The organism is Acinetobacter sp. 243_ASPC (assembly GCF_001054715.1).
Lineage (GTDB): Bacteria > Pseudomonadota > Gammaproteobacteria > Pseudomonadales > Moraxellaceae > Acinetobacter > Acinetobacter soli.
The window spans coordinates 38,694-55,159 of record NZ_JVOR01000054.1; the positions used below are offsets into that span (position 1 = coordinate 38,694).

Annotated in this window: 20 protein-coding genes and 1 pseudogene; 13 read left to right on the forward strand and 8 right to left on the reverse strand. The window is 41.9% G+C overall.

The genetic code is table 11. The features are described 5' to 3' along the window. Positions 1-51: 51 nt before the first annotated feature. Positions 52-834, forward strand: coding sequence for a Rossmann-like and DUF2520 domain-containing protein (locus tag ADA42_RS05715; RefSeq protein WP_048764033.1), 783 nt, complete (start codon positions 52-54; stop codon positions 832-834). Positions 835-938: 104 nt separating this feature from the next. Here ADA42_RS05715 and trmB read toward each other — a convergent pair whose 3' ends face one another. Continuing rightward, positions 939-1,655 (reverse strand): tRNA (guanosine(46)-N7)-methyltransferase TrmB, encoded by a 717-nt coding sequence (gene trmB / locus ADA42_RS05720; protein ID WP_025094828.1) that lies wholly within the window; start codon positions 1,653-1,655, stop codon positions 939-941. Between the two features lie 460 nt (positions 1,656-2,115). Here trmB and ADA42_RS05725 point away from each other — a divergent pair, with 460 nt between their 5' ends. Next, entirely contained in the window at positions 2,116-2,727 is a 612-nt protein-coding gene (locus ADA42_RS05725) for a glutathione binding-like protein (RefSeq protein WP_004936615.1), read from the forward strand. A gap of 41 nt (positions 2,728-2,768) precedes the next feature. Here the strand turns inward: ADA42_RS05725 and ADA42_RS05730 are convergent, their stop codons facing one another. The 6 genes from ADA42_RS05730 to ADA42_RS05755 form a co-directional block, all read right to left on the reverse strand. Next, positions 2,769-3,458, reverse strand: coding sequence for a hypothetical protein (locus tag ADA42_RS05730; protein ID WP_048764034.1), 690 nt, complete (start codon positions 3,456-3,458; stop codon positions 2,769-2,771). Positions 3,459-3,538: 80 nt separating this feature from the next. Continuing rightward, complete coding sequence (locus ADA42_RS05735; protein WP_025094830.1) at positions 3,539-4,324, reverse strand: thiazole synthase; 786 nt, start codon at positions 4,322-4,324, stop codon at positions 3,539-3,541. A gap of 14 nt (positions 4,325-4,338) precedes the next feature. Further along, positions 4,339-4,536 carry a sulfur carrier protein ThiS gene (gene thiS / locus ADA42_RS05740; protein WP_004936622.1) on the reverse strand — a complete coding sequence of 66 codons (198 nt, stop codon included), beginning with the start codon at positions 4,534-4,536 and terminating at the stop codon, positions 4,339-4,341. A gap of 12 nt (positions 4,537-4,548) precedes the next feature. After that, positions 4,549-4,914, reverse strand: coding sequence for a DUF423 domain-containing protein (locus ADA42_RS05745; RefSeq protein ID WP_004946532.1), 366 nt, complete (start codon positions 4,912-4,914; stop codon positions 4,549-4,551). Between the two features lie 116 nt (positions 4,915-5,030). Then, positions 5,031-5,900, reverse strand: a complete 870-nt coding sequence (gene rpoH, locus ADA42_RS05750; RefSeq protein WP_004936628.1) for an RNA polymerase sigma factor RpoH — start codon at positions 5,898-5,900, stop codon at positions 5,031-5,033. A 131-nt stretch (positions 5,901-6,031) separates the two neighbouring features. After that, positions 6,032-6,274, reverse strand: a complete 243-nt coding sequence (locus ADA42_RS05755; RefSeq protein ID WP_048764036.1) for a sulfurtransferase TusA family protein — start codon at positions 6,272-6,274, stop codon at positions 6,032-6,034. Between the two features lie 372 nt (positions 6,275-6,646). Between ADA42_RS05755 and ADA42_RS05760 the strand changes: the two genes are divergently transcribed. Further along, a complete protein-coding gene (locus ADA42_RS05760; protein WP_004653893.1) occupies positions 6,647-6,859 on the forward strand; it encodes a cold-shock protein in 213 nt (70 codons plus the stop codon). 101 nt (positions 6,860-6,960) lie between these two features. Beyond that, entirely contained in the window at positions 6,961-8,112 is a 1,152-nt protein-coding gene (gene rhlB / locus ADA42_RS05765; RefSeq protein WP_004936633.1) for an ATP-dependent RNA helicase RhlB, read from the forward strand. 62 nt (positions 8,113-8,174) lie between these two features. On the opposite strand, the gene ADA42_RS05770 is transcribed toward rhlB, so the two are convergent. Continuing rightward, the gene (locus tag ADA42_RS05770; protein ID WP_004936637.1) at positions 8,175-8,552 is read right to left on the reverse strand and encodes a hypothetical protein; all 378 of its coding nucleotides are present in this window, start codon (positions 8,550-8,552) and stop codon (positions 8,175-8,177) included. A 207-nt stretch (positions 8,553-8,759) separates the two neighbouring features. Between ADA42_RS05770 and ADA42_RS05775 the strand changes: the two genes are divergently transcribed. The 9 genes and pseudogenes from ADA42_RS05775 to ADA42_RS05815 all read left to right on the forward strand — a co-directional run. Then, the gene (locus ADA42_RS05775; RefSeq protein ID WP_048764044.1) at positions 8,760-9,338 is read left to right on the forward strand and encodes a nitroreductase family protein; all 579 of its coding nucleotides are present in this window, start codon (positions 8,760-8,762) and stop codon (positions 9,336-9,338) included. 22 nt (positions 9,339-9,360) lie between these two features. Next, entirely contained in the window at positions 9,361-10,434 is a 1,074-nt protein-coding gene (locus tag ADA42_RS05780; protein ID WP_004936643.1) for an NAD(P)H-dependent glycerol-3-phosphate dehydrogenase, read from the forward strand. A gap of 56 nt (positions 10,435-10,490) precedes the next feature. Next, positions 10,491-10,946 (forward strand): phosphohistidine phosphatase SixA, encoded by a 456-nt coding sequence (gene sixA, locus ADA42_RS05785; protein WP_048764045.1) that lies wholly within the window; start codon positions 10,491-10,493, stop codon positions 10,944-10,946. A gap of 27 nt (positions 10,947-10,973) precedes the next feature. Then, positions 10,974-12,113, forward strand: coding sequence for a type II secretion system protein GspL (gene gspL / locus ADA42_RS05790; RefSeq protein WP_048764047.1), 1,140 nt, complete (start codon positions 10,974-10,976; stop codon positions 12,111-12,113). After that, on the forward strand, positions 12,113-12,592 hold the full coding sequence (gene gspM / locus ADA42_RS05795; protein ID WP_004936651.1) for a type II secretion system protein GspM: 480 nt from the start codon (positions 12,113-12,115) through the stop codon (positions 12,590-12,592). The genes gspL and gspM overlap by 1 nt, the downstream gene beginning before the upstream one ends. A gap of 92 nt (positions 12,593-12,684) precedes the next feature. Continuing rightward, positions 12,685-13,689 (forward strand): quinone-dependent dihydroorotate dehydrogenase, encoded by a 1,005-nt coding sequence (locus ADA42_RS05800; protein ID WP_048764048.1) that lies wholly within the window; start codon positions 12,685-12,687, stop codon positions 13,687-13,689. A 3-nt stretch (positions 13,690-13,692) separates the two neighbouring features. Continuing rightward, positions 13,693-14,283, forward strand: a complete 591-nt coding sequence (locus ADA42_RS05805) for a CvpA family protein (RefSeq protein ID WP_048764050.1) — start codon at positions 13,693-13,695, stop codon at positions 14,281-14,283. 24 nt (positions 14,284-14,307) lie between these two features. Further along, a complete protein-coding gene (gene purF, locus ADA42_RS05810) occupies positions 14,308-15,846 on the forward strand; it encodes an amidophosphoribosyltransferase (protein ID WP_004936661.1) in 1,539 nt (512 codons plus the stop codon). 81 nt (positions 15,847-15,927) lie between these two features. Next, positions 15,928-16,466: pseudogene (locus tag ADA42_RS05815) on the forward strand (peptidase M48); the annotation flags it as partial.

Genomic DNA, 16,466 nt, shown 5'->3' on the forward strand with positions numbered 1-16,466 from the left:
TTTTTTTATTGGCATGCTTAGCGCTATTTTGGCGAAATAGATGATTGAAAGATGCGTATTAGTTTTATTGGTTCGGGCAAAGTCGCCACCCATTTAGCTAGCGCGTGTGCATCGCAGCACCAGATCGTGCAAATTATGAGTCGTGATGTTGAACACGCAAAAACTTTAGCGTGCCGTGTTGGTGCAGAACCGATTCATCAATTTGAGCAGCTTGATGCATCTATCGATTTACTCATTATTTCGGTTAGCGATCACGCCATTTCAAGCGTAATTCAGGCTGTGCATCCATATTTGCCCAATACCTTCATTGTGCATACCTCTGGCAGTACTTCAATACAACAGCTCACACAGCAGCATGCCAATGCGGGGGTATTTTATCCGTTGCAAACCTTTAGCTTTGAGCGCGAGGTAGACTGGTCTGAGACACCATTCTTTATTGAAGCTTCAACTGATGAGGGATTAAAACATCTTGAAGCAATCGCAAATAGCCTAAGTAATAAAGTCTATCACTATAATTCTGAGCAACGTTTAAGTCTGCATCTAGCCGCTGTTTTTGCCTGTAACTTTACGAACTATTGTTATGATGCGGCGAAGCAAATTGTCGATCAACAACACGTCGATTTTTCATTGCTTTATCCATTGATACTTGAAACTGCGCGTAAAGCCACGTTGCACGATCCAGCATTGGTACAAACTGGACCTGCGGTGCGAAATGACCAAAATATTCTAAATATGCATCAAGATTTACTGAGTCAAGCCAAACGTCCAGATTTGGCAGAAACTTATCAATTGCTGAGTCAAGCGATTATAAATCGTCGCATTGATAAGATTTAACAGTTTTCGGTACGATGTTTGAAAAAGTTTGACATAAAAAAGGCATCTCATTTTTCAAATCAGATGCCTTTTCATGATTGATGCTGATTTAGCTCAAAATAGACTTAACCAATTTTCTTAAAAATAAAGTCATTAATCTTGTGACCAGCTTCTAAACCGCGACGTTCAAACTTGGTTTGTGGGCGCCATTCTGGGCGTGGATAACTATTACCCTTACCTGCAAGGTTTTCTAAAGCAGGGCGGTTGTCAAGAACATCCAGCATCCACTCAGCGTAGGGTTCCCAGTCTGTTGCAGCATGGAAAGTACCGCCAAGCTCCAGTTTTTGTTCGACCAGTTCCATACGCTCATGAGCAACAAAACGACGCTTAAAGTGGCGTTTTTTCTGCCACGGATCTGGGAAGTAAAGCTGGATACAGTTAATGCTGTTATCCGGCATTTCACGCAAAACCTGAATGGCATCTGCATCAAGTACGCGTAAATTTTTAAGTTCGGCCATTCCTGCTTCATAAACGCACTGGGCGATCCCCGGTACATGTACTTCAATACCAACAAAGTTACGCTCAGGATTTGCTTTTGCCATTAAGACTAAAGAACGACCCATTCCAAAACCAATTTCGACTGTCAATGGGCGTTCAGGATGTTCAAAATGCTGGCGTAAATCACCTACCGGATATTCCAAAATCAGTGCTTGATATTGCTCTAAAGCTGTACGCTGTGAAGTATTCAATGGCGCAGCGCGGCGCATAAACGTCACAATTTCTCGGTGTTCAGGCAAATTATCCAGTTCAGTAATCTGCGTTTCTAACTGATCGGTCGACATGATTTTGATGATACTAAAAATTCAGATGCCGTATTTTAAATGCTTAGGGGGGTAAGTCAAACGCTAATCACAGCTTCAACAAGACTAAGCAAGCATTAATAGGAAATGACTCGTCTCATTGGATGCCTTCATGTATTTGTCACGTGTATCTTGTAGATTATTTTATAGACAAACTATTGGCGGTTGATCATCAAGGCATCATCAATCATTTAAAGTTGCTGGATAAGCTGCTCATGCCGATCTCTATGTCTTACATTCTGTTGCCCGGCCAGAAGTATTGTGTTCACTCATATTTTGAGCAGATCACACACAATATCGCTTGCGCGACGAATTTTTTTTGATTAATAGTAGAGTATAAAGATTTTTCTTAGATCGACTTTTGTAAGGAAGTTTATATAGCCCTTGCATGTGACTTCGAAGCGTTTTAGAACATAAAATAGTTAGATAACAAGGATCCCATATGAAGTTGTATTATTCACCAGGCGCATGTTCACTCGCAGCACATATTATTTTAAATGAAATTAATGTCGACTTTGATTTAGAAAAAGTTAACCTTAAAACGCATCAAACAGAAAAAGGTGCAAATTATTACGACATCAATCCAAAAGGATATGTACCAGCACTGGAAATTAATCCTGGATTGATCTTGACTGAAAATGTTGCAATTTTACCCTTTTTAGCCCAGCACGATCCGAAGCAAGATTTAATTCCACCATCGGGAATGGGGCGTGCCAAAGTACTTGAATGGCTTGGTTATCTGAATTCTGAATTGCACGATGCCTATGCGGTATTTTTTGGTGGGCCACTTGAAGGTGAAGCAAAAAGCAAAGCTTATAAAGAAGTCGATCGTCTGCTCACGCACATTGATAAAACCATCAGTGAATCTGAAAATGATTACTTGGTCGATGATAACTTTGGCCCGGCAGATGCCTATTTATTCGTCATTACCAACTGGTCAAAAAGTATTGGACATGATTTGAGTCCTTATCAACATATCAATGCGATCCGTGATAAGGTTGCAGAACGACAGTCTGTACAAATTGCGATGCGCGATGAAGGCTTGATTGCTTAACTATACGCAGAAAAAATACCTCAAGTAATTGAGGTGTTTTTTTATTCAAATTCTGGTGGTTCTTTAAAATTAATAGATTCCAATTTTAAATCATATTGTTTTTTTAGATTTTTCCATTCGAATTTTGCGGGCTGAATACTCTCCTCAAACTCATTTTTATCTGTGGTTTTTTTCATTTTTCCAGTAGAAAAATTAATGCTCAATGAACTTTCCTCACCAGAAGCCCGATGAAAACTCATTTGATCAAAACCAATTAATTTGAAACCTTGATTCTGGTAGCGGAAGCTAAATGTATTGTTGGTCACATACCACGAGCCGCAACTGAGCCAATAATGTAAATTGATTTTTAAAATACCTTTTGCAATCGTTACAGCACCATCATCGAGTGGATCTGCAAGACAAGGCGAGTCTGCATCATTTTCACTAGGAAGTTTTTTATTTTTACTGATTAACTGATAACCCTGAGCTGTTTTGAATAACACCAACAAAGCTCTTGGATTGGTGTTGAGATTAGAGCTTCCAAATCCATCATTATGAATTATATTTTTGCGATTATTTTCCTCAATTACCAATACGATATCTTCCATGCCATCATGATTTAAATCACCACGAGCTATTTCGATGATCTTCCAGTCTTTAGGTACAAACTGTTGATAGTTTTTCTGATCGGAACTCGCAAAAGTAACTGTTGTAAAACTTACACTTAAAAGACCCATTATTATTTTTCGCATTTGTGCTTGCTCTCATTCTTCTTACGAAAAAGGATTCCGAAGAATCCTTTGAAAATTTTCAATATAATTAATAGTACGTACTATTTAAAGAAATAACCAGTTTCTGGGGAACTGGCATTAGCCATACGTTTACGTGGCATACGGCCTGCCAAATAAGCTTCACGGCCTGCTTCAATTGCTTTTTTCATGGCAGATGCCATGAGAATAGGTTGCTGTGCAGCGGCAATTGCCGTATTCATCAAAACACCATCACAGCCGAGTTCCATGGCAATGGCAGCATCACTTGCTGTACCAACACCCGCATCGACCAGCACAGGAACTTTGGCATTTTCTTTGATAATCGAAATAGTATGTGGATTTAAAATCCCCAGTCCTGATCCGATTAGGCTGCCCAAAGGCATAATGGCAACACAGCCCATGCTTTCAAGTTCTTGCGCGACGATTGGATCATCAGAGGTATATACCATGATCTCAAAGCCATCATCAATCAGCGTACGTGCAGCTTTGATGGTTTGTGTGACATTCGGATAAAGTGTTTGCTGATCGCCAAGGACCTCAAGCTTCACCAAATTGTGGCCATCGAGCAGTTCGCGTGCCAACATGCAGGTGCGAATTGCACTATCTGCATCAAAGCATCCGGCTGTATTGGGTAAAATCGTGTACTTTTCGGGTGGAATGACCGAGAGCAGGTTAGGTTGGTCTGCGTGTTGTCCAATATTAACGCGACGAATTGCAACGGTGACAATTTCGGCACCACTGGCCTGGATGGCCAAATCGGTTTCATGTAGGTCTTTGTATTTACCTGTACCGACTAAAAGACGAGATTGAAACTGGCGTGAACCAATAATCAAAGGGGTGTCTTGCATGAAAAGCTCCGTTTTTAACCGCCACCAACAGCGTGAATAATTTCAATTCGATCTTGATCTGATAACTGGTATTGCGCCAATTTGCTTTTAGGAACGATTTGTTCGTTCAGTTCTACCGCAAACCGTTTACCTTCAAGCGCAAGCTCTTGTATGAGCTCATATAGGTTTTGGCACGCGGTATCTTTTGGCGCGCCGTTGAGATAAATCTGCATTAATATTCCTGATTACTTTGCATATTTCGTCGCATTCCAAGCCAGTACAAACCAGCCTGCAATCATGAGTGCGCCACCAATTGGCGTAATCGCGCCCAAAATACGGGGCATGCCAAGCGCCATGATATACAAGGAGCCACAGAAAAATAGAATTCCGGTCTGAATCAAAAGAAACGGAAGCTTAATAGGGAGCTGTGAATAGGTTTTGGAAAGTACGCCCAGTAGCAAAAGCCCCAGCGCATGATAAAAGAAATAGTCGGTTGCGGTCTGCCACCAACCAAGCTGATCTACAGATGCATGTGCTTTTAAACCGTGCGCACCAAAGGCGCCTAATATCACGGCTAGAGCCAGATTAACCGCTGAAACTGCGATCCACATAAGCGCACTATTCTTAAGAAAAAGACGCTAGAACCTTAGCATAAAAAGGGAAAGCTCAAAATAGTCAAACAAAACAAAAGGGCACTTGGCCCTTAAGTTTTTCATCATCGGTCAAACTAGGTTGCAGACATTGCCACCTTGATTTTTTCCATGGCATTTTTTTCTAGCTGACGAATACGCTCTGCAGATACGTTGTACTCGGCCGCAAGTTCATGCAAGGTCGATTTATCGTCGTCTAACCAGCGTCGTTGTAAGATATTCCTCGAACGATCATCGAGCTGGTTCATTGCTTCGTGTAACGCGCTTGAACTTTGCTCTTCGTAGTCTTCGTCTTCAACCAGTCGTGCAGGGTCGTAACGACTATCTTCTAAATACAGTGCAGGTGCAACGTGGGTGGATGAATCATCGTCATCGTCGCCTTGCGCTTCAAAAGCCGCATCGTAGGCAGTTAAACGACCTTCCATTTCCAATACTTGCTCTGGTGTCACATTCAAATCATTGGCGATTGATTGTGCTTCTTCGAGAGTCAGTTTTTTGCTGGATTTTTTTAAGCTACGCAGATTGAAAAACAGTTTTCGCTGAGCTTTCGTGGTGGCGATCTTAACGATACGCCAGTTGCGAATCACGTATTCATGAATTTCTGCTTTAATCCAATGCACAGCAAAGGAAACAAGACGCACGCCCATATTCGGATCAAAGCGTTTTACCGCTTTCATCAAACCTAGATTTCCTTCCTGGATAAGGTCGCCTTGAGGTAGACCATAGCCTGCATAACTACGCGCGATGTGCACCACGAAACGAAGATGAGACATCACCAGCAATTTAGCTGCATCAAGATCTTGATCGTAGTAGTAACGTTCAGCCAGCTCTTTTTCCTGCTCGGCAGTCAGAATTGGGATTTGGTTTACGGTGCTGATATAGGCACCTAAATTTACACCGGGCGCAGATAATGACAGGGGCATCAACTGATTGCTGCTGTCACTCATGAGTACTCCTTATAGGATGGTATAACCAATAAAAACATCTTAATGTGAAGCATCTTCATAATTAAGAAAGATTGGGTAGAGAAATGTAAAGTTTTATAGGCACTAAGCGCAATATGTTAAATAATAAATGATTAAGATTCAATCAAGTAATGAAATTCGTGGTCTGAAATTTTAGTCAATTTACAAGCCAGTTGATTGATTTGGCAATATCGTGTTACATCAATTTCACTGTGCGGGTCAGATGACAAAAGTTTAAAGACTTGAGGGCCGGTTGTCTTTTTAAGTTGACGTTTGAGCATCAATAGCGGCATAGGGCAGGGTTGACCCATGGCATTAATCTCAATAATAGAAAGTGAAGAAACTGAATCTTGCATCAATAAAAACGATGGGTTGCACACTTGAAAAGCTACTCTAGCAGAAAATCAAGCACAGGTAAAAACCACAATCAAACTGCTAAAAAAATTCCCGATCAAGTCGATAAAAAATTTAATTAAAAAATGAAGATAAATAGCAAAAATAAATCTATTAATTGTGATCAACCCATGTTAATCTCGAGTGGTTTTAGGATTTATGCGTTATCAAAAATAATTGTTATTAACCCTTTAACAAATGGATGTAACCGGGAAATTGTTGATAGTTTTACAGAATGATTACAAGCTTTGAAATAACAAAGAATTTTGAATCTTGTTTGCTATGCTGTTTGCAACACCGGAAGGTCCTTTAATTTAACTTCTGAGGATTGACTTATGACAGCTCGTGAACAAGGTGTAGTAAAGTGGTTTAACGATACCAAGGGCTTTGGCTTTATTCAACGCAATGGCGGTGATGACGTATTCGTTCATTTCCGTGCAATTATGGGTGATGGCCATCGTTCACTTCGTGATGGTCAACGCGTAGAATTCAGCGTTGTACAAGGTCAAAAAGGTTTTCAGGCTGAAAACGTTCAGCCTTTAGACTAATCAATCTAATTGATTGACTGACGCTCCAATTTTTTAAATTGGAGCGTTTTTGTTTTATACTACTGACTACATCAGAGTGATTAACGTTAGAGCACGAGTTTATGGTATCTGGTTTTGAAACCTTGAATTTACATCCGCAACTGAAAAAAGCGATTGATGCATTAGGGTTTACACAAATGACCCCAATTCAGCAAAAGGTTTTAAAATATACATTGGCAGGGCATGACGCAATTGGTCGAGCGCAAACGGGAACGGGTAAAACCGCTGCCTTTCTGATCAGTGTAATCAATGATTTGTTGAATAACCCCATTAAAGAACAGCGCTACCGTGGTGAGCCACGTGCACTGATTCTTGCACCAACGCGTGAACTGGCTTTGCAAATCGAAAGTGATGCAAAAGAGTTGACTCGCTTCACAGGGTTAAATTTACTCACTTTGGTGGGTGGTGTCGATTTCGACAAACAAAAGAAACCCCTCAACGAAAAAGTTCTGGATATTCTGGTGGCGACCCCCGGTCGTTTGATTGATTTTGTCGAGCAAAAAGAAGTTTGGTTGGATCAAATCGAATTTCTGGTGATTGATGAAGCCGATCGCTTACTGGACATGGGATTCATTCCATCTGTAAAACGTATTGTGCGTTTTTCGCCACGTAAAGAACAACGTCAAACCCTCATGTTCTCGGCAACATTCAGTTATGATGTTCTAAATTTGGCGCGTCAGTGGTTGCATGAGCCGGTTACAGTAGAAATTGAACCTGAGCAAAAAACCAATAACGATGTCGAGCAGCGTGTTTACGTGGTTGCAAAACAGGACAAATATCGTCTTTTGCAAGATATTTTGCGCGAAGAGCCGATTGATAAAGTCATGATTTTTGCCAATCGTCGTGATCAGGTACGCCGCTTGTATGATCATCTTAAAAAGGATGGCTACAAAGTGGGAATGTTGTCGGGTGAAATTGCTCAAGATAAGCGTCTTAAAATGCTCGAACAGTTTAAGCAGGGTAAGAACAACATCATGATTGCAACCGATGTTGCTGGTCGTGGTATTCATGTGGATGGTGTATCACATGTGGTCAACTTTACTTTGCCAGAGCAGTCTGATGACTATGTGCACCGGATTGGTCGTACAGGTCGTGCAGGAACGCAAGGTGTAAGTATTAGTTTTCTTTCAGAAGACGATGCGTTTTATTTGCCAGAAATCGAAAAAGCGATTGGAAAGAAATTACCGCTGACTCGAATTGAAGGTTATTGCTAAGCTTAAGAGGCTGAGCCCAAAAAAAGATCCCTAAAGTGGGATCTTTTTTGTTTTTGGAGTGCTTAATTGGACTTACAGTAAAATTTAAGCGTGGTCTGATAGTCATCATCTTTAGCGAGAGATGCATTTTTGCCTGCTAGTGTACCAATCACGCCAGCAGCGGCTTCCACTATTTTACCGGTTTGCTCATCGACGACACCTTTTAAGACGCCATTGTATTCGGTTTTTTCATCTACAATCACTGGTGTGCTACGCACACAGGTTTTATTTGCAGCAGCCACCGCATTATTTTTTGCAATTAAATTAGATTTGCCAATTCCGGTGACTTCGTATTGATTATTTGCCAGCATGATGGCATTTGTTGCAGATGGGGTGGTGGCACAACCAGACAGCACCAAAATACCACCTGCCAGCAAAGTACTTAATATTTTGTAGTTCATTTTCTCATTACTCGATTTTTAAGACACTTCTGTATTTGAACATTTTTTTTGCAGCTTACGTTTTAGGTGTTGTATAGGTTTTGATGCGGTTATGCATCTTGGATGAAATGACAATAGAAATCTTGTGAAAAGCTCAAGTTGAACATAGAGCAATACATTGCGAATGTGCTACTCTAACTTGAGTTTTATGATTTAGATTTAATATAAATGACAGAGTTAGACGCCAGCCAAATTCATCATGTAATTCATCAACGTCAATCGATTGGACAGCTAACTGAGCCTGCACCTTCAGCACAACAGTTAAATCAAGCTTTTCAAGCTGCATTGACCGCACCTGATCATCATCGATTAAAACCGACACGTTTTTTTGTGATTGATACAGAGCAGCGTGCTGCATTTGGCGAAGCGTTAGTACAGGCATTAGAAGATCTTGGTGAAACCGATCCAAATCAGTTAGATCGTGTGAAGCAGCATCCATTTCGTGCGCCATTACTGGTGATTGCAGCAACGCACTATCAAGATCATCCTAAAGTCCCTTTATTTGAACAAACTTTAAGTACGGGTGCTGCCATTCAAAATTTTTTGTTGTCACTACAGGCACAAGGTTTCTCGACAATGTGGCGCACTGGTGCAGTGATTGAATCAACCTGGTTAAAACAGTATTTAGGTCTTGAAGCGCGTGACTTAATCTCTGGTATTATTTACGTCGGAACAGCTGCCAAATCTATTTCACCGCGCGCTGAGGTGAAAATTGAAGATTACGTGACCCAGTGGCCGACTCGCTAAAAAATAAAAAACAGGATTAAGCATGACCGATTTGAAATTTACTGATCTTGTAGAGCCCGTTGCAGTGGATCAGAAAACCGCGCTGCGTGTAACCGTTTTGGGTGGGGGAAGTTTTGGTACGGCAATGGCCAATCTGGCCACCCGTAATGGCTGTGACACCATGATCTGGATTCGTGATCAGAGCATGGCAGATGAAATCAATCATACACACATTAACCAGCGATACTTACCGGACTTTAACTTAGAGGCAGGATTAAAAGCAGTTTCTGATCTTGAGCTTGCGGTGCGTGATCGCGATATTATTTTGGTGGCTATTCCAAGCCATTCTTTTCGCGAAGTCATCAAGCAGATTTCACCCTTTATTAGCGCGCAGGCTGTAATTTCACTCACTAAAGGCATTGAAGCCAATTCATTTAGCTTTATGAGCGAAATTATTCGAAACGAGTTACCCGAAGTCCCTTATGGTGTGTTATCTGGTCCAAATCTTGCCAAAGAAATTGTCGCCGGCATGCCATCTGGTACTGTTATTGCAAGCGACTCTGAACTGGTTCGTTATGCGGTTCAGCATGCATTGCATAGTGCTCTGTTTCGTGTGTTCGGAAGTGACGATGTACACGGCGTAGAGCTTGGTGGGGCGCTCAAAAATATTTATGCAATCGCTATGGGTATGGCGGTCGCGCATAATATTGGTGAAAATACCAAAAGTATGATTATTACCCGTGCACTGGCTGAAATGAGTCGCTTTGCCGTGAAGCTGGGTGCTAATCCATTGACCTTTTTAGGGCTTTCTGGTGTGGGCGATCTGTTTGCAACCTGTAATAGCCCGCTGAGCCGTAATTATCAGATTGGTTATGCTTTAGGTTCAGGTAAAACCTTAGATGAAGCCGTTAAGGCTCTAGGACAAACCGCGGAGGGCATCAATACCATCGTGCAAGTGCGTACTCGTGCACAGGAGTTAGATGTTTATATGCCGATTACCAATGCATTATATGAAGTGATTTTTGAAGGTGCGCCACCTTTAAATATTGCTTTGGCCCTCATGAAAAACGGACACCGCAGTGATGTTGAGTTTGTATTACCGCATCATCAGGTTTGAAGAATAAATGTAACAAACAGCCGATATAATAACGCGATAATTTTTAAGGAATTGTTATGCAACTTACTTTAGTTCGTCATGGAGAAGCATCTCCAGCGCTTGACGGAAATGATATGACACGACCACTTACGGCACTGGGGCACGCACAGGCCAAACAAACTGCCCAGTTTCTTAAAGAGCAGATTAATCCTGAGATTTTTGTGGTGAGTCCTCTACTTCGTGCGCAAGAAACACTACAACATATACAGCAGATTTTTCCAAATGTGCCAGTTTTGATATGTGATAAAATCAAGCCTGAAGATGATGCCAAAGATGCAATTGAATGGCTGGCACAATTACCTTTTGAGTCGATTGTGGTGGTGTGTCATATGAATGTTGTGGGACATATTGCAGAGCAATTGACCCACGAGCATTTTAATCCTTTTGCGCTTGCAGAAGCACGTCTTTATCATCAAACTGTGATTGCCAATGGATTGTCATCGCAAGAAAAAAGCTTTGTACCTACGATATAAAGAAAATTAAACGGTAGTAAAAAATTTATGCTGTATATATGGATGCCAGAAGCGGACGGGGCATGGCTGTGGTCAACAGGTAATGATTGGCAATCGGCAAGCAATCTTGAACAGCTTATACATGAGCTTCAGCCTTTTCAGAGGCAAGAAGCAGTCGTGTATTTTTCGAGCCGAAACATTCAGCTTATACAGCAGAAAATCTCAAAACAGCATGTAAAGCAATTGGGTCCAGATGGCATACGCTATTTGCTCGAAGAGTATGTGACTTTACCTATCGATCAAATGCAGATTGTGCATCATTTCAAGGCACCAGATTCGCTCACTGTCATGGGGGTTGCTTTATCATCATTGCAACTTTGGCAGCAATCTTTAAGTTTGTTGCCTATAAAGCTGATTGCACTTTTACCAGACTTTTTATTGTTACCTGTACCTCAGCCCGATCAAATCATACTTGCAAACGTACATCAGCATACATTAGCCAGAACGCATGAATTTGCTGGCGCAAGTATTGAAGATGTGGGGTTATTTGTAAGCTTGACACCTTTGGTTGCACACTATAAGTATGCCAATCTGAGCGAAGCACAGTTTGATGCACTTCTTACCTCGACTCCTGAAGCTGAGCATGAAGTATTTGAATATCAGTTTCAGCCAGTTTTAAAAGCCAAACAGCATCCGCTGAATGTGTTGCCTAAACCTAAAAGTACCGTCACAGTCTCGTCATACTGGAAAGTATGTGCAGTAATATTGGCGGCGGTAATATTGGTGCAGTTTAGTTATGATTTGCTTCGTTGGGTACAACTTAAAAAAGTGGCGAACCAAACCGCAGAGCAGTCAATTGCCCAGTACAAAGAATGGTTTGGCGATAATGGCCGAATCACTGAGCAAAATATAAAAAGTTTATTTGAAAGTCAGCTTCGCCTGAATCAGGCTGGCGATACCAATGCATTAAACTTGTTAAGTCGGGTTGGCCCGATTCTGATGCAACGCCAGATTTCTGCTCAACAAGTGAATTATGAGGCCAATGTGTTGACGATGCAGCTTAAGGCAAATTCGTCAGATGATTTACAAAATCTGACCAAGCAGCTTAATCAGCAAGGTTTCAAGGCAGAGTTAGGGCAAGTACAGGCCAATGGTGCAGGCTCATTGGGAATGGTAAAAATACAATAATGAAAATCATGAATCAGTTGCAAAGTGCTTTTGAGCAAAAAATGGAAACCGTACAGCAGGCACTCGAACGAATGTCGGTGCGAGAACGCTATCTGGTGATCTTCACCAGCCTTTTTGTTGCAATTGTTGCGATTGGCTGGTCACTCTGGATGATGCATCACCTTGCAGATGGACAACAGCAACGTTTGAATGTGCTCAAAGACCAAATGGTCTGGATGCAGACCAATGCAGCATCACTTAAACCCTCGACCGATACGCAATTGAGTCTTACGGAAAAAGTGCAACGCGTTTCTCAGCAGCAGGGGGTGAGTGTTTCGGCACAGCAAGTAGGGGAAACGTTACAAATCGTTGCGCAACATCAAAGTTATGCAGTCTTGGCGAATTTTTTAATGCAGTTAACTCAAACGGGCTTAAGTATTGAAAAGATGGAATTAGTTTCTGTAAATAATCAGATTAAATTAACGGCGACAGTGCATTAACCCGCTAAAATAAAGCCCCTGCAAGCATGGCGTTTTGTGGCGCCTGTGCCTATAATAGACGCACCTCAAAAAGCTATAGACTTTGACTGCTTATGTTATATTCGCTTGCTCGCCCTTTGTTGTTTTCTATGGCACCCGAGCGTGCACATGACTTAACGCTATCGCTTTTAAAATCTGCCCATAAAATGGGATTCATTCGTCAGAAAATTGACGCAAAACCAGTCACCTGCATGGGGATAGAGTTCCCAAATCCAGTAGGCTTAGCTGCTGGGCTCGATAAAAATGGCGCATATATTGATGCGCTTGCGGCACTTGGGTTTGGATTTATTGAAATCGGGACGATCACGCCTCGCCCGCAAACAGGTAATCCGCAGCCACGCTTGTTTCGTATTCCTGAAGCCAAAGCCATTATAAACCGTATGGGTTTCAATAATGACGGTGTCGATCAGCTCGTCGAAAATGTGAAGGCTTCAAAATTCAAAGGCATTTTAGGGATTAATATCGGAAAAAATGCCGATACACCTGTTGAAAATGCAGTCGATGACTATTTGATTTGTTTAGAAAAAGTTTATAATTACGCGTCCTACATTACAGTCAATATTTCTTCTCCAAACACCAAAAATTTACGTAGTCTGCAAAGTGGCGATGCACTGACCGAACTGTTAGATACATTAAAACAACGTCAGCTTGAGCTTGCAGAGCAGTATCATCATTATGTGCCATTGGTACTTAAGGTTGCGCCAGATTTAAGCCGTGAAGATATCGACTTTATAGCCGCACAATTAATCACCTTTAAAATTGACGGTCTGATTGTCACGAATACCACATTATCACGTGATGGCGTTGAAAATCTTGCATTTGGAAATGAAGCGGGTGGTCTATCGGGTGCACCTGTTTTTGAAAAGAGTACTGCTTGTCTGCGTCAATTTGCAGAGGTGCTCAATGGACAGATTCCTTTGATTGGTGTGGGTGGAATTACGCAAGGTGAACATGCTGTAGCAAAAATAGAAGCAGGTGCCACCCTTGTACAAATCTATAGTGGCCTCATCTATACAGGACCTGAATTAGTTAAACAATGTGTGAGTGCCATAACTTAAACGATGAATACGCTTGATATCATCATTCTGATATTTCTGCTCATTGGAGGGCTTAACGGTTTGCGACAAGGATTTATTAAAGCCTTTGCGAACTTGATTGGCTGGATATTTGCGCTGATTGTCGCGGCAAAATATGCCAATCTCCTTGCACCGAGCATGATGATGTTAAGCCATGATCCCGTGGTTCAGAAAATCGCGGCGTTCGCTTTCATTGTGCTGGTTATTATTGTTTTGACCTGGCTAGTCACTACACTACTGGATACATTACTCAAGAGCATGAAATTGGGGCCAATCAATCGGATGGCAGGCGGTGCTTTTGGTACGTTAAAAGGCCTCATGATCGTTTTGATTACCATGCAAGGTGTAGGTCCGTGGGTCGAAACCTCTCCACATTGGAAACAATCTAAAGTCATTCAAACCTTATTGCCGTATGCGCCTTTGGCAACAGAGCTGTCGAAAGATGTAGCCAATGAAGCGATACGTGAAGTGACATCAGAAGGTCGTTTATTTCATCGACCTTCAAATGAAGTGGCAGAACTAGATCGAGTCGACAAAGACCATTCTGACCATTCAACGAAAAATCCTTTTTATTAATCCTAGCTTGTCTGCGAGGTTGCTATGTGTGGAGTAGTTGGTATAGCCGGTAAATCGCCAGTTAACCAAATGTTGTTTGATGCATTAACGATGTTGCAACATCGGGGACAAGATGCAGCTGGGATAGTGACTTGTCATGATGGTCGTTTATTTTTGCGTAAAGACAACGGTATGGTGCGTGACGTTTTTCATACCCGTCACATGCGTGCACTGATCGGGAACTATGGCATCGGGCATGTACGTTACCCAACAGCTGGTTCTTCAAGTAGTGCAGAAGCACAGCCATTTTATGTGAACTCACCTTACGGAATCACGCTGGCGCACAATGGTAACCTGACCAATGCTGCGGATATTCATGACGATTTGTTTAAAACAGACTTGCGTCATATGAACACCGATTCTGATTCTGAAGTATTGCTGAATGTTTTTGCACACGAATTGCAAAAAAGCGGCAAGTTATCGCCAACAGCAGAAGATGTCTTTCATGCGGTTTCCCGTGTTCATGAGCGCTGTAAAGGTGCCTATGGCGTTGTCGCGATGATCACAGGACACGGTCTGGTCGGCTTTCGTGATCCAAACGGTATCCGTCCGCTGATTTATGGCTCGCGTGAAACAGAAAAAGGGCTTGAGTACATCATTGCGTCTGAATCTGTTGCGATTACAGCACTTGGCTTTAAAATTGAACGTGATATTCAGCCAGGTGAGGCGATTTTCATTAACGATCAAGGCGAAATGTTCACCAAGCAGTGCGCGGCAGATCCACAGCATCGTCCATGTATTTTTGAATACGTTTATTTTGCGCGTCCAGATGCGATTATCGATGGGATTTCGGTTTATAAAGCGCGTTTAAAAATGGGTGAGAAGCTTGCCAGCAAGATTCTAAAAGAATGGGGTGAGGATCATGGAATTGATGTGGTCATTCCAATTCCAGATACAAGCCGTACTTCTGCGCTCGAACTGGCCAATATGCTGGGTGTGAAGTTCCGCGAAGGTTTCATGAAAAACCGTTATATCGGTCGTACCTTTATTATGCCGGGGCAACAGCAGCGTAAAAAATCAGTACGTCAGAAACTCAACCCGGTCGAGCTTGAGTTTAAAGGCAAAAACGTCTTGTTGGTTGATGACTCGATTGTACGTGGTACCACGTGTAATGAAATCATCCAGATGGCGCGTGATTCAGGTGCAAAAAAAGTGTATTTCGCTTCAGCTGCGCCTATGGTCAAATATCCAAATGTCTATGGTATTGACATGCCGGCAAAAACTGAGCTGATTGCCTCTCAGCGTAGTGTTGAAGAAATTCAAGAAATCATTGGTGCCGATCGTTTGATTTTCCAAGACTTAGATGATCTTAAGAGTGCAGTACGTACCACAAAAGTACCAGATTTGCGTGAGTTTGATTGTTCAGTATTTGATGGGGTGTATGTCACAGGTGGTATTGACCATACTTACCTAGAAAACCTTGAACAAAAGCGTAATGACACTGCGAAAAAGAAATCCGATGGTTATATTGATGTGAATATTGATGCGGCATCAGTGGATTTAACTGGAATTCATGAGCACTGAGTTTCCTTGATAAAAAAGCGGGTTTTTCCCGCTTTTTTATTTTATGATGGGGCAAAACAAGCGCAGTAAGGTTGTTTCAAGTTGAGAGAAGTTCGTCACTATCTGATAGAAAATAAAAATATCATGTGGTCGATCAGTATGTGTTTTCTTGCCATGCTGCTTACCATCTTTATTCTCAATGTTACGCTTGGGCTTGCGGTTCATTTTTTTGATTATACCCAGTCGATTGTCTGGCATGTTTTAAGTCCTTATTTACTCATTTTACTGTTTTTCATTATTGGTGGCTCAGCCGCTTATGAGTTTTATGTGTTTCGTGAAGGCGGACATTCACTGGCCAAACAGCTCAATGGGCGCCGCTTGGTATTGCTTAAAAGTACGCCTGAAGAGAGTTCCGCTTTAAAAATTTCCGATCAGCTGGCTAAAAAGTTTGCTCTTGAACCTCCTGTGCTATATGTACTGCCCGATGAGGTAGGGGTAAATGCCCTGACTGCGGGTTTTCATTCAAAAGATATTGTCATTATATTAACTTGGGGCGCCTTGCAAAATCTGGACGAGCTTGAATTATATGGTTTGTTGGCGCATGAGTTTAATCAAATTCTTTCCGGTGAGGCTGTTGAAAA

Bases quoted from the DNA above. Each gene is read 5' to 3' on its own strand.
- ADA42_RS05715 (WP_048764033.1), top strand. From the start codon at position 52: ATGCGTATTAGTTTTATTGGTTCGGGCAAAGTCGCCACCCATTTAGCT.
- trmB (WP_025094828.1), bottom strand. From the start codon at position 1,655: ATGTCGACCGATCAGTTAGAAACGCAGATTACTGAACTGGATAATTTG.
- ADA42_RS05725 (WP_004936615.1), top strand. From the start codon at position 2,116: ATGAAGTTGTATTATTCACCAGGCGCATGTTCACTCGCAGCACATATT.
- ADA42_RS05730 (WP_048764034.1), bottom strand. From the start codon at position 3,458: ATGCGAAAAATAATAATGGGTCTTTTAAGTGTAAGTTTTACAACAGTT.
- ADA42_RS05735 (WP_025094830.1), bottom strand. From the start codon at position 4,324: ATGCAAGACACCCCTTTGATTATTGGTTCACGCCAGTTTCAATCTCGT.
- thiS (WP_004936622.1), bottom strand. From the start codon at position 4,536: ATGCAGATTTATCTCAACGGCGCGCCAAAAGATACCGCGTGCCAAAAC.
- ADA42_RS05745 (WP_004946532.1), bottom strand. From the start codon at position 4,914: ATGTGGATCGCAGTTTCAGCGGTTAATCTGGCTCTAGCCGTGATATTA.
- rpoH (WP_004936628.1), bottom strand. From the start codon at position 5,900: ATGAGTGACAGCAGCAATCAGTTGATGCCCCTGTCATTATCTGCGCCC.
- ADA42_RS05755 (WP_048764036.1), bottom strand. From the start codon at position 6,274: ATGCAAGATTCAGTTTCTTCACTTTCTATTATTGAGATTAATGCCATG.
- ADA42_RS05760 (WP_004653893.1), top strand. From the start codon at position 6,647: ATGACAGCTCGTGAACAAGGTGTAGTAAAGTGGTTTAACGATACCAAG.
- rhlB (WP_004936633.1), top strand. From the start codon at position 6,961: ATGGTATCTGGTTTTGAAACCTTGAATTTACATCCGCAACTGAAAAAA.
- ADA42_RS05770 (WP_004936637.1), bottom strand. From the start codon at position 8,552: ATGAACTACAAAATATTAAGTACTTTGCTGGCAGGTGGTATTTTGGTG.
- ADA42_RS05775 (WP_048764044.1), top strand. From the start codon at position 8,760: ATGACAGAGTTAGACGCCAGCCAAATTCATCATGTAATTCATCAACGT.
- ADA42_RS05780 (WP_004936643.1), top strand. From the start codon at position 9,361: ATGACCGATTTGAAATTTACTGATCTTGTAGAGCCCGTTGCAGTGGAT.
- sixA (WP_048764045.1), top strand. From the start codon at position 10,491: ATGCAACTTACTTTAGTTCGTCATGGAGAAGCATCTCCAGCGCTTGAC.
- gspL (WP_048764047.1), top strand. From the start codon at position 10,974: ATGCTGTATATATGGATGCCAGAAGCGGACGGGGCATGGCTGTGGTCA.
- gspM (WP_004936651.1), top strand. From the start codon at position 12,113: ATGAAAATCATGAATCAGTTGCAAAGTGCTTTTGAGCAAAAAATGGAA.
- ADA42_RS05800 (WP_048764048.1), top strand. From the start codon at position 12,685: ATGTTATATTCGCTTGCTCGCCCTTTGTTGTTTTCTATGGCACCCGAG.
- ADA42_RS05805 (WP_048764050.1), top strand. From the start codon at position 13,693: ATGAATACGCTTGATATCATCATTCTGATATTTCTGCTCATTGGAGGG.
- purF (WP_004936661.1), top strand. From the start codon at position 14,308: ATGTGTGGAGTAGTTGGTATAGCCGGTAAATCGCCAGTTAACCAAATG.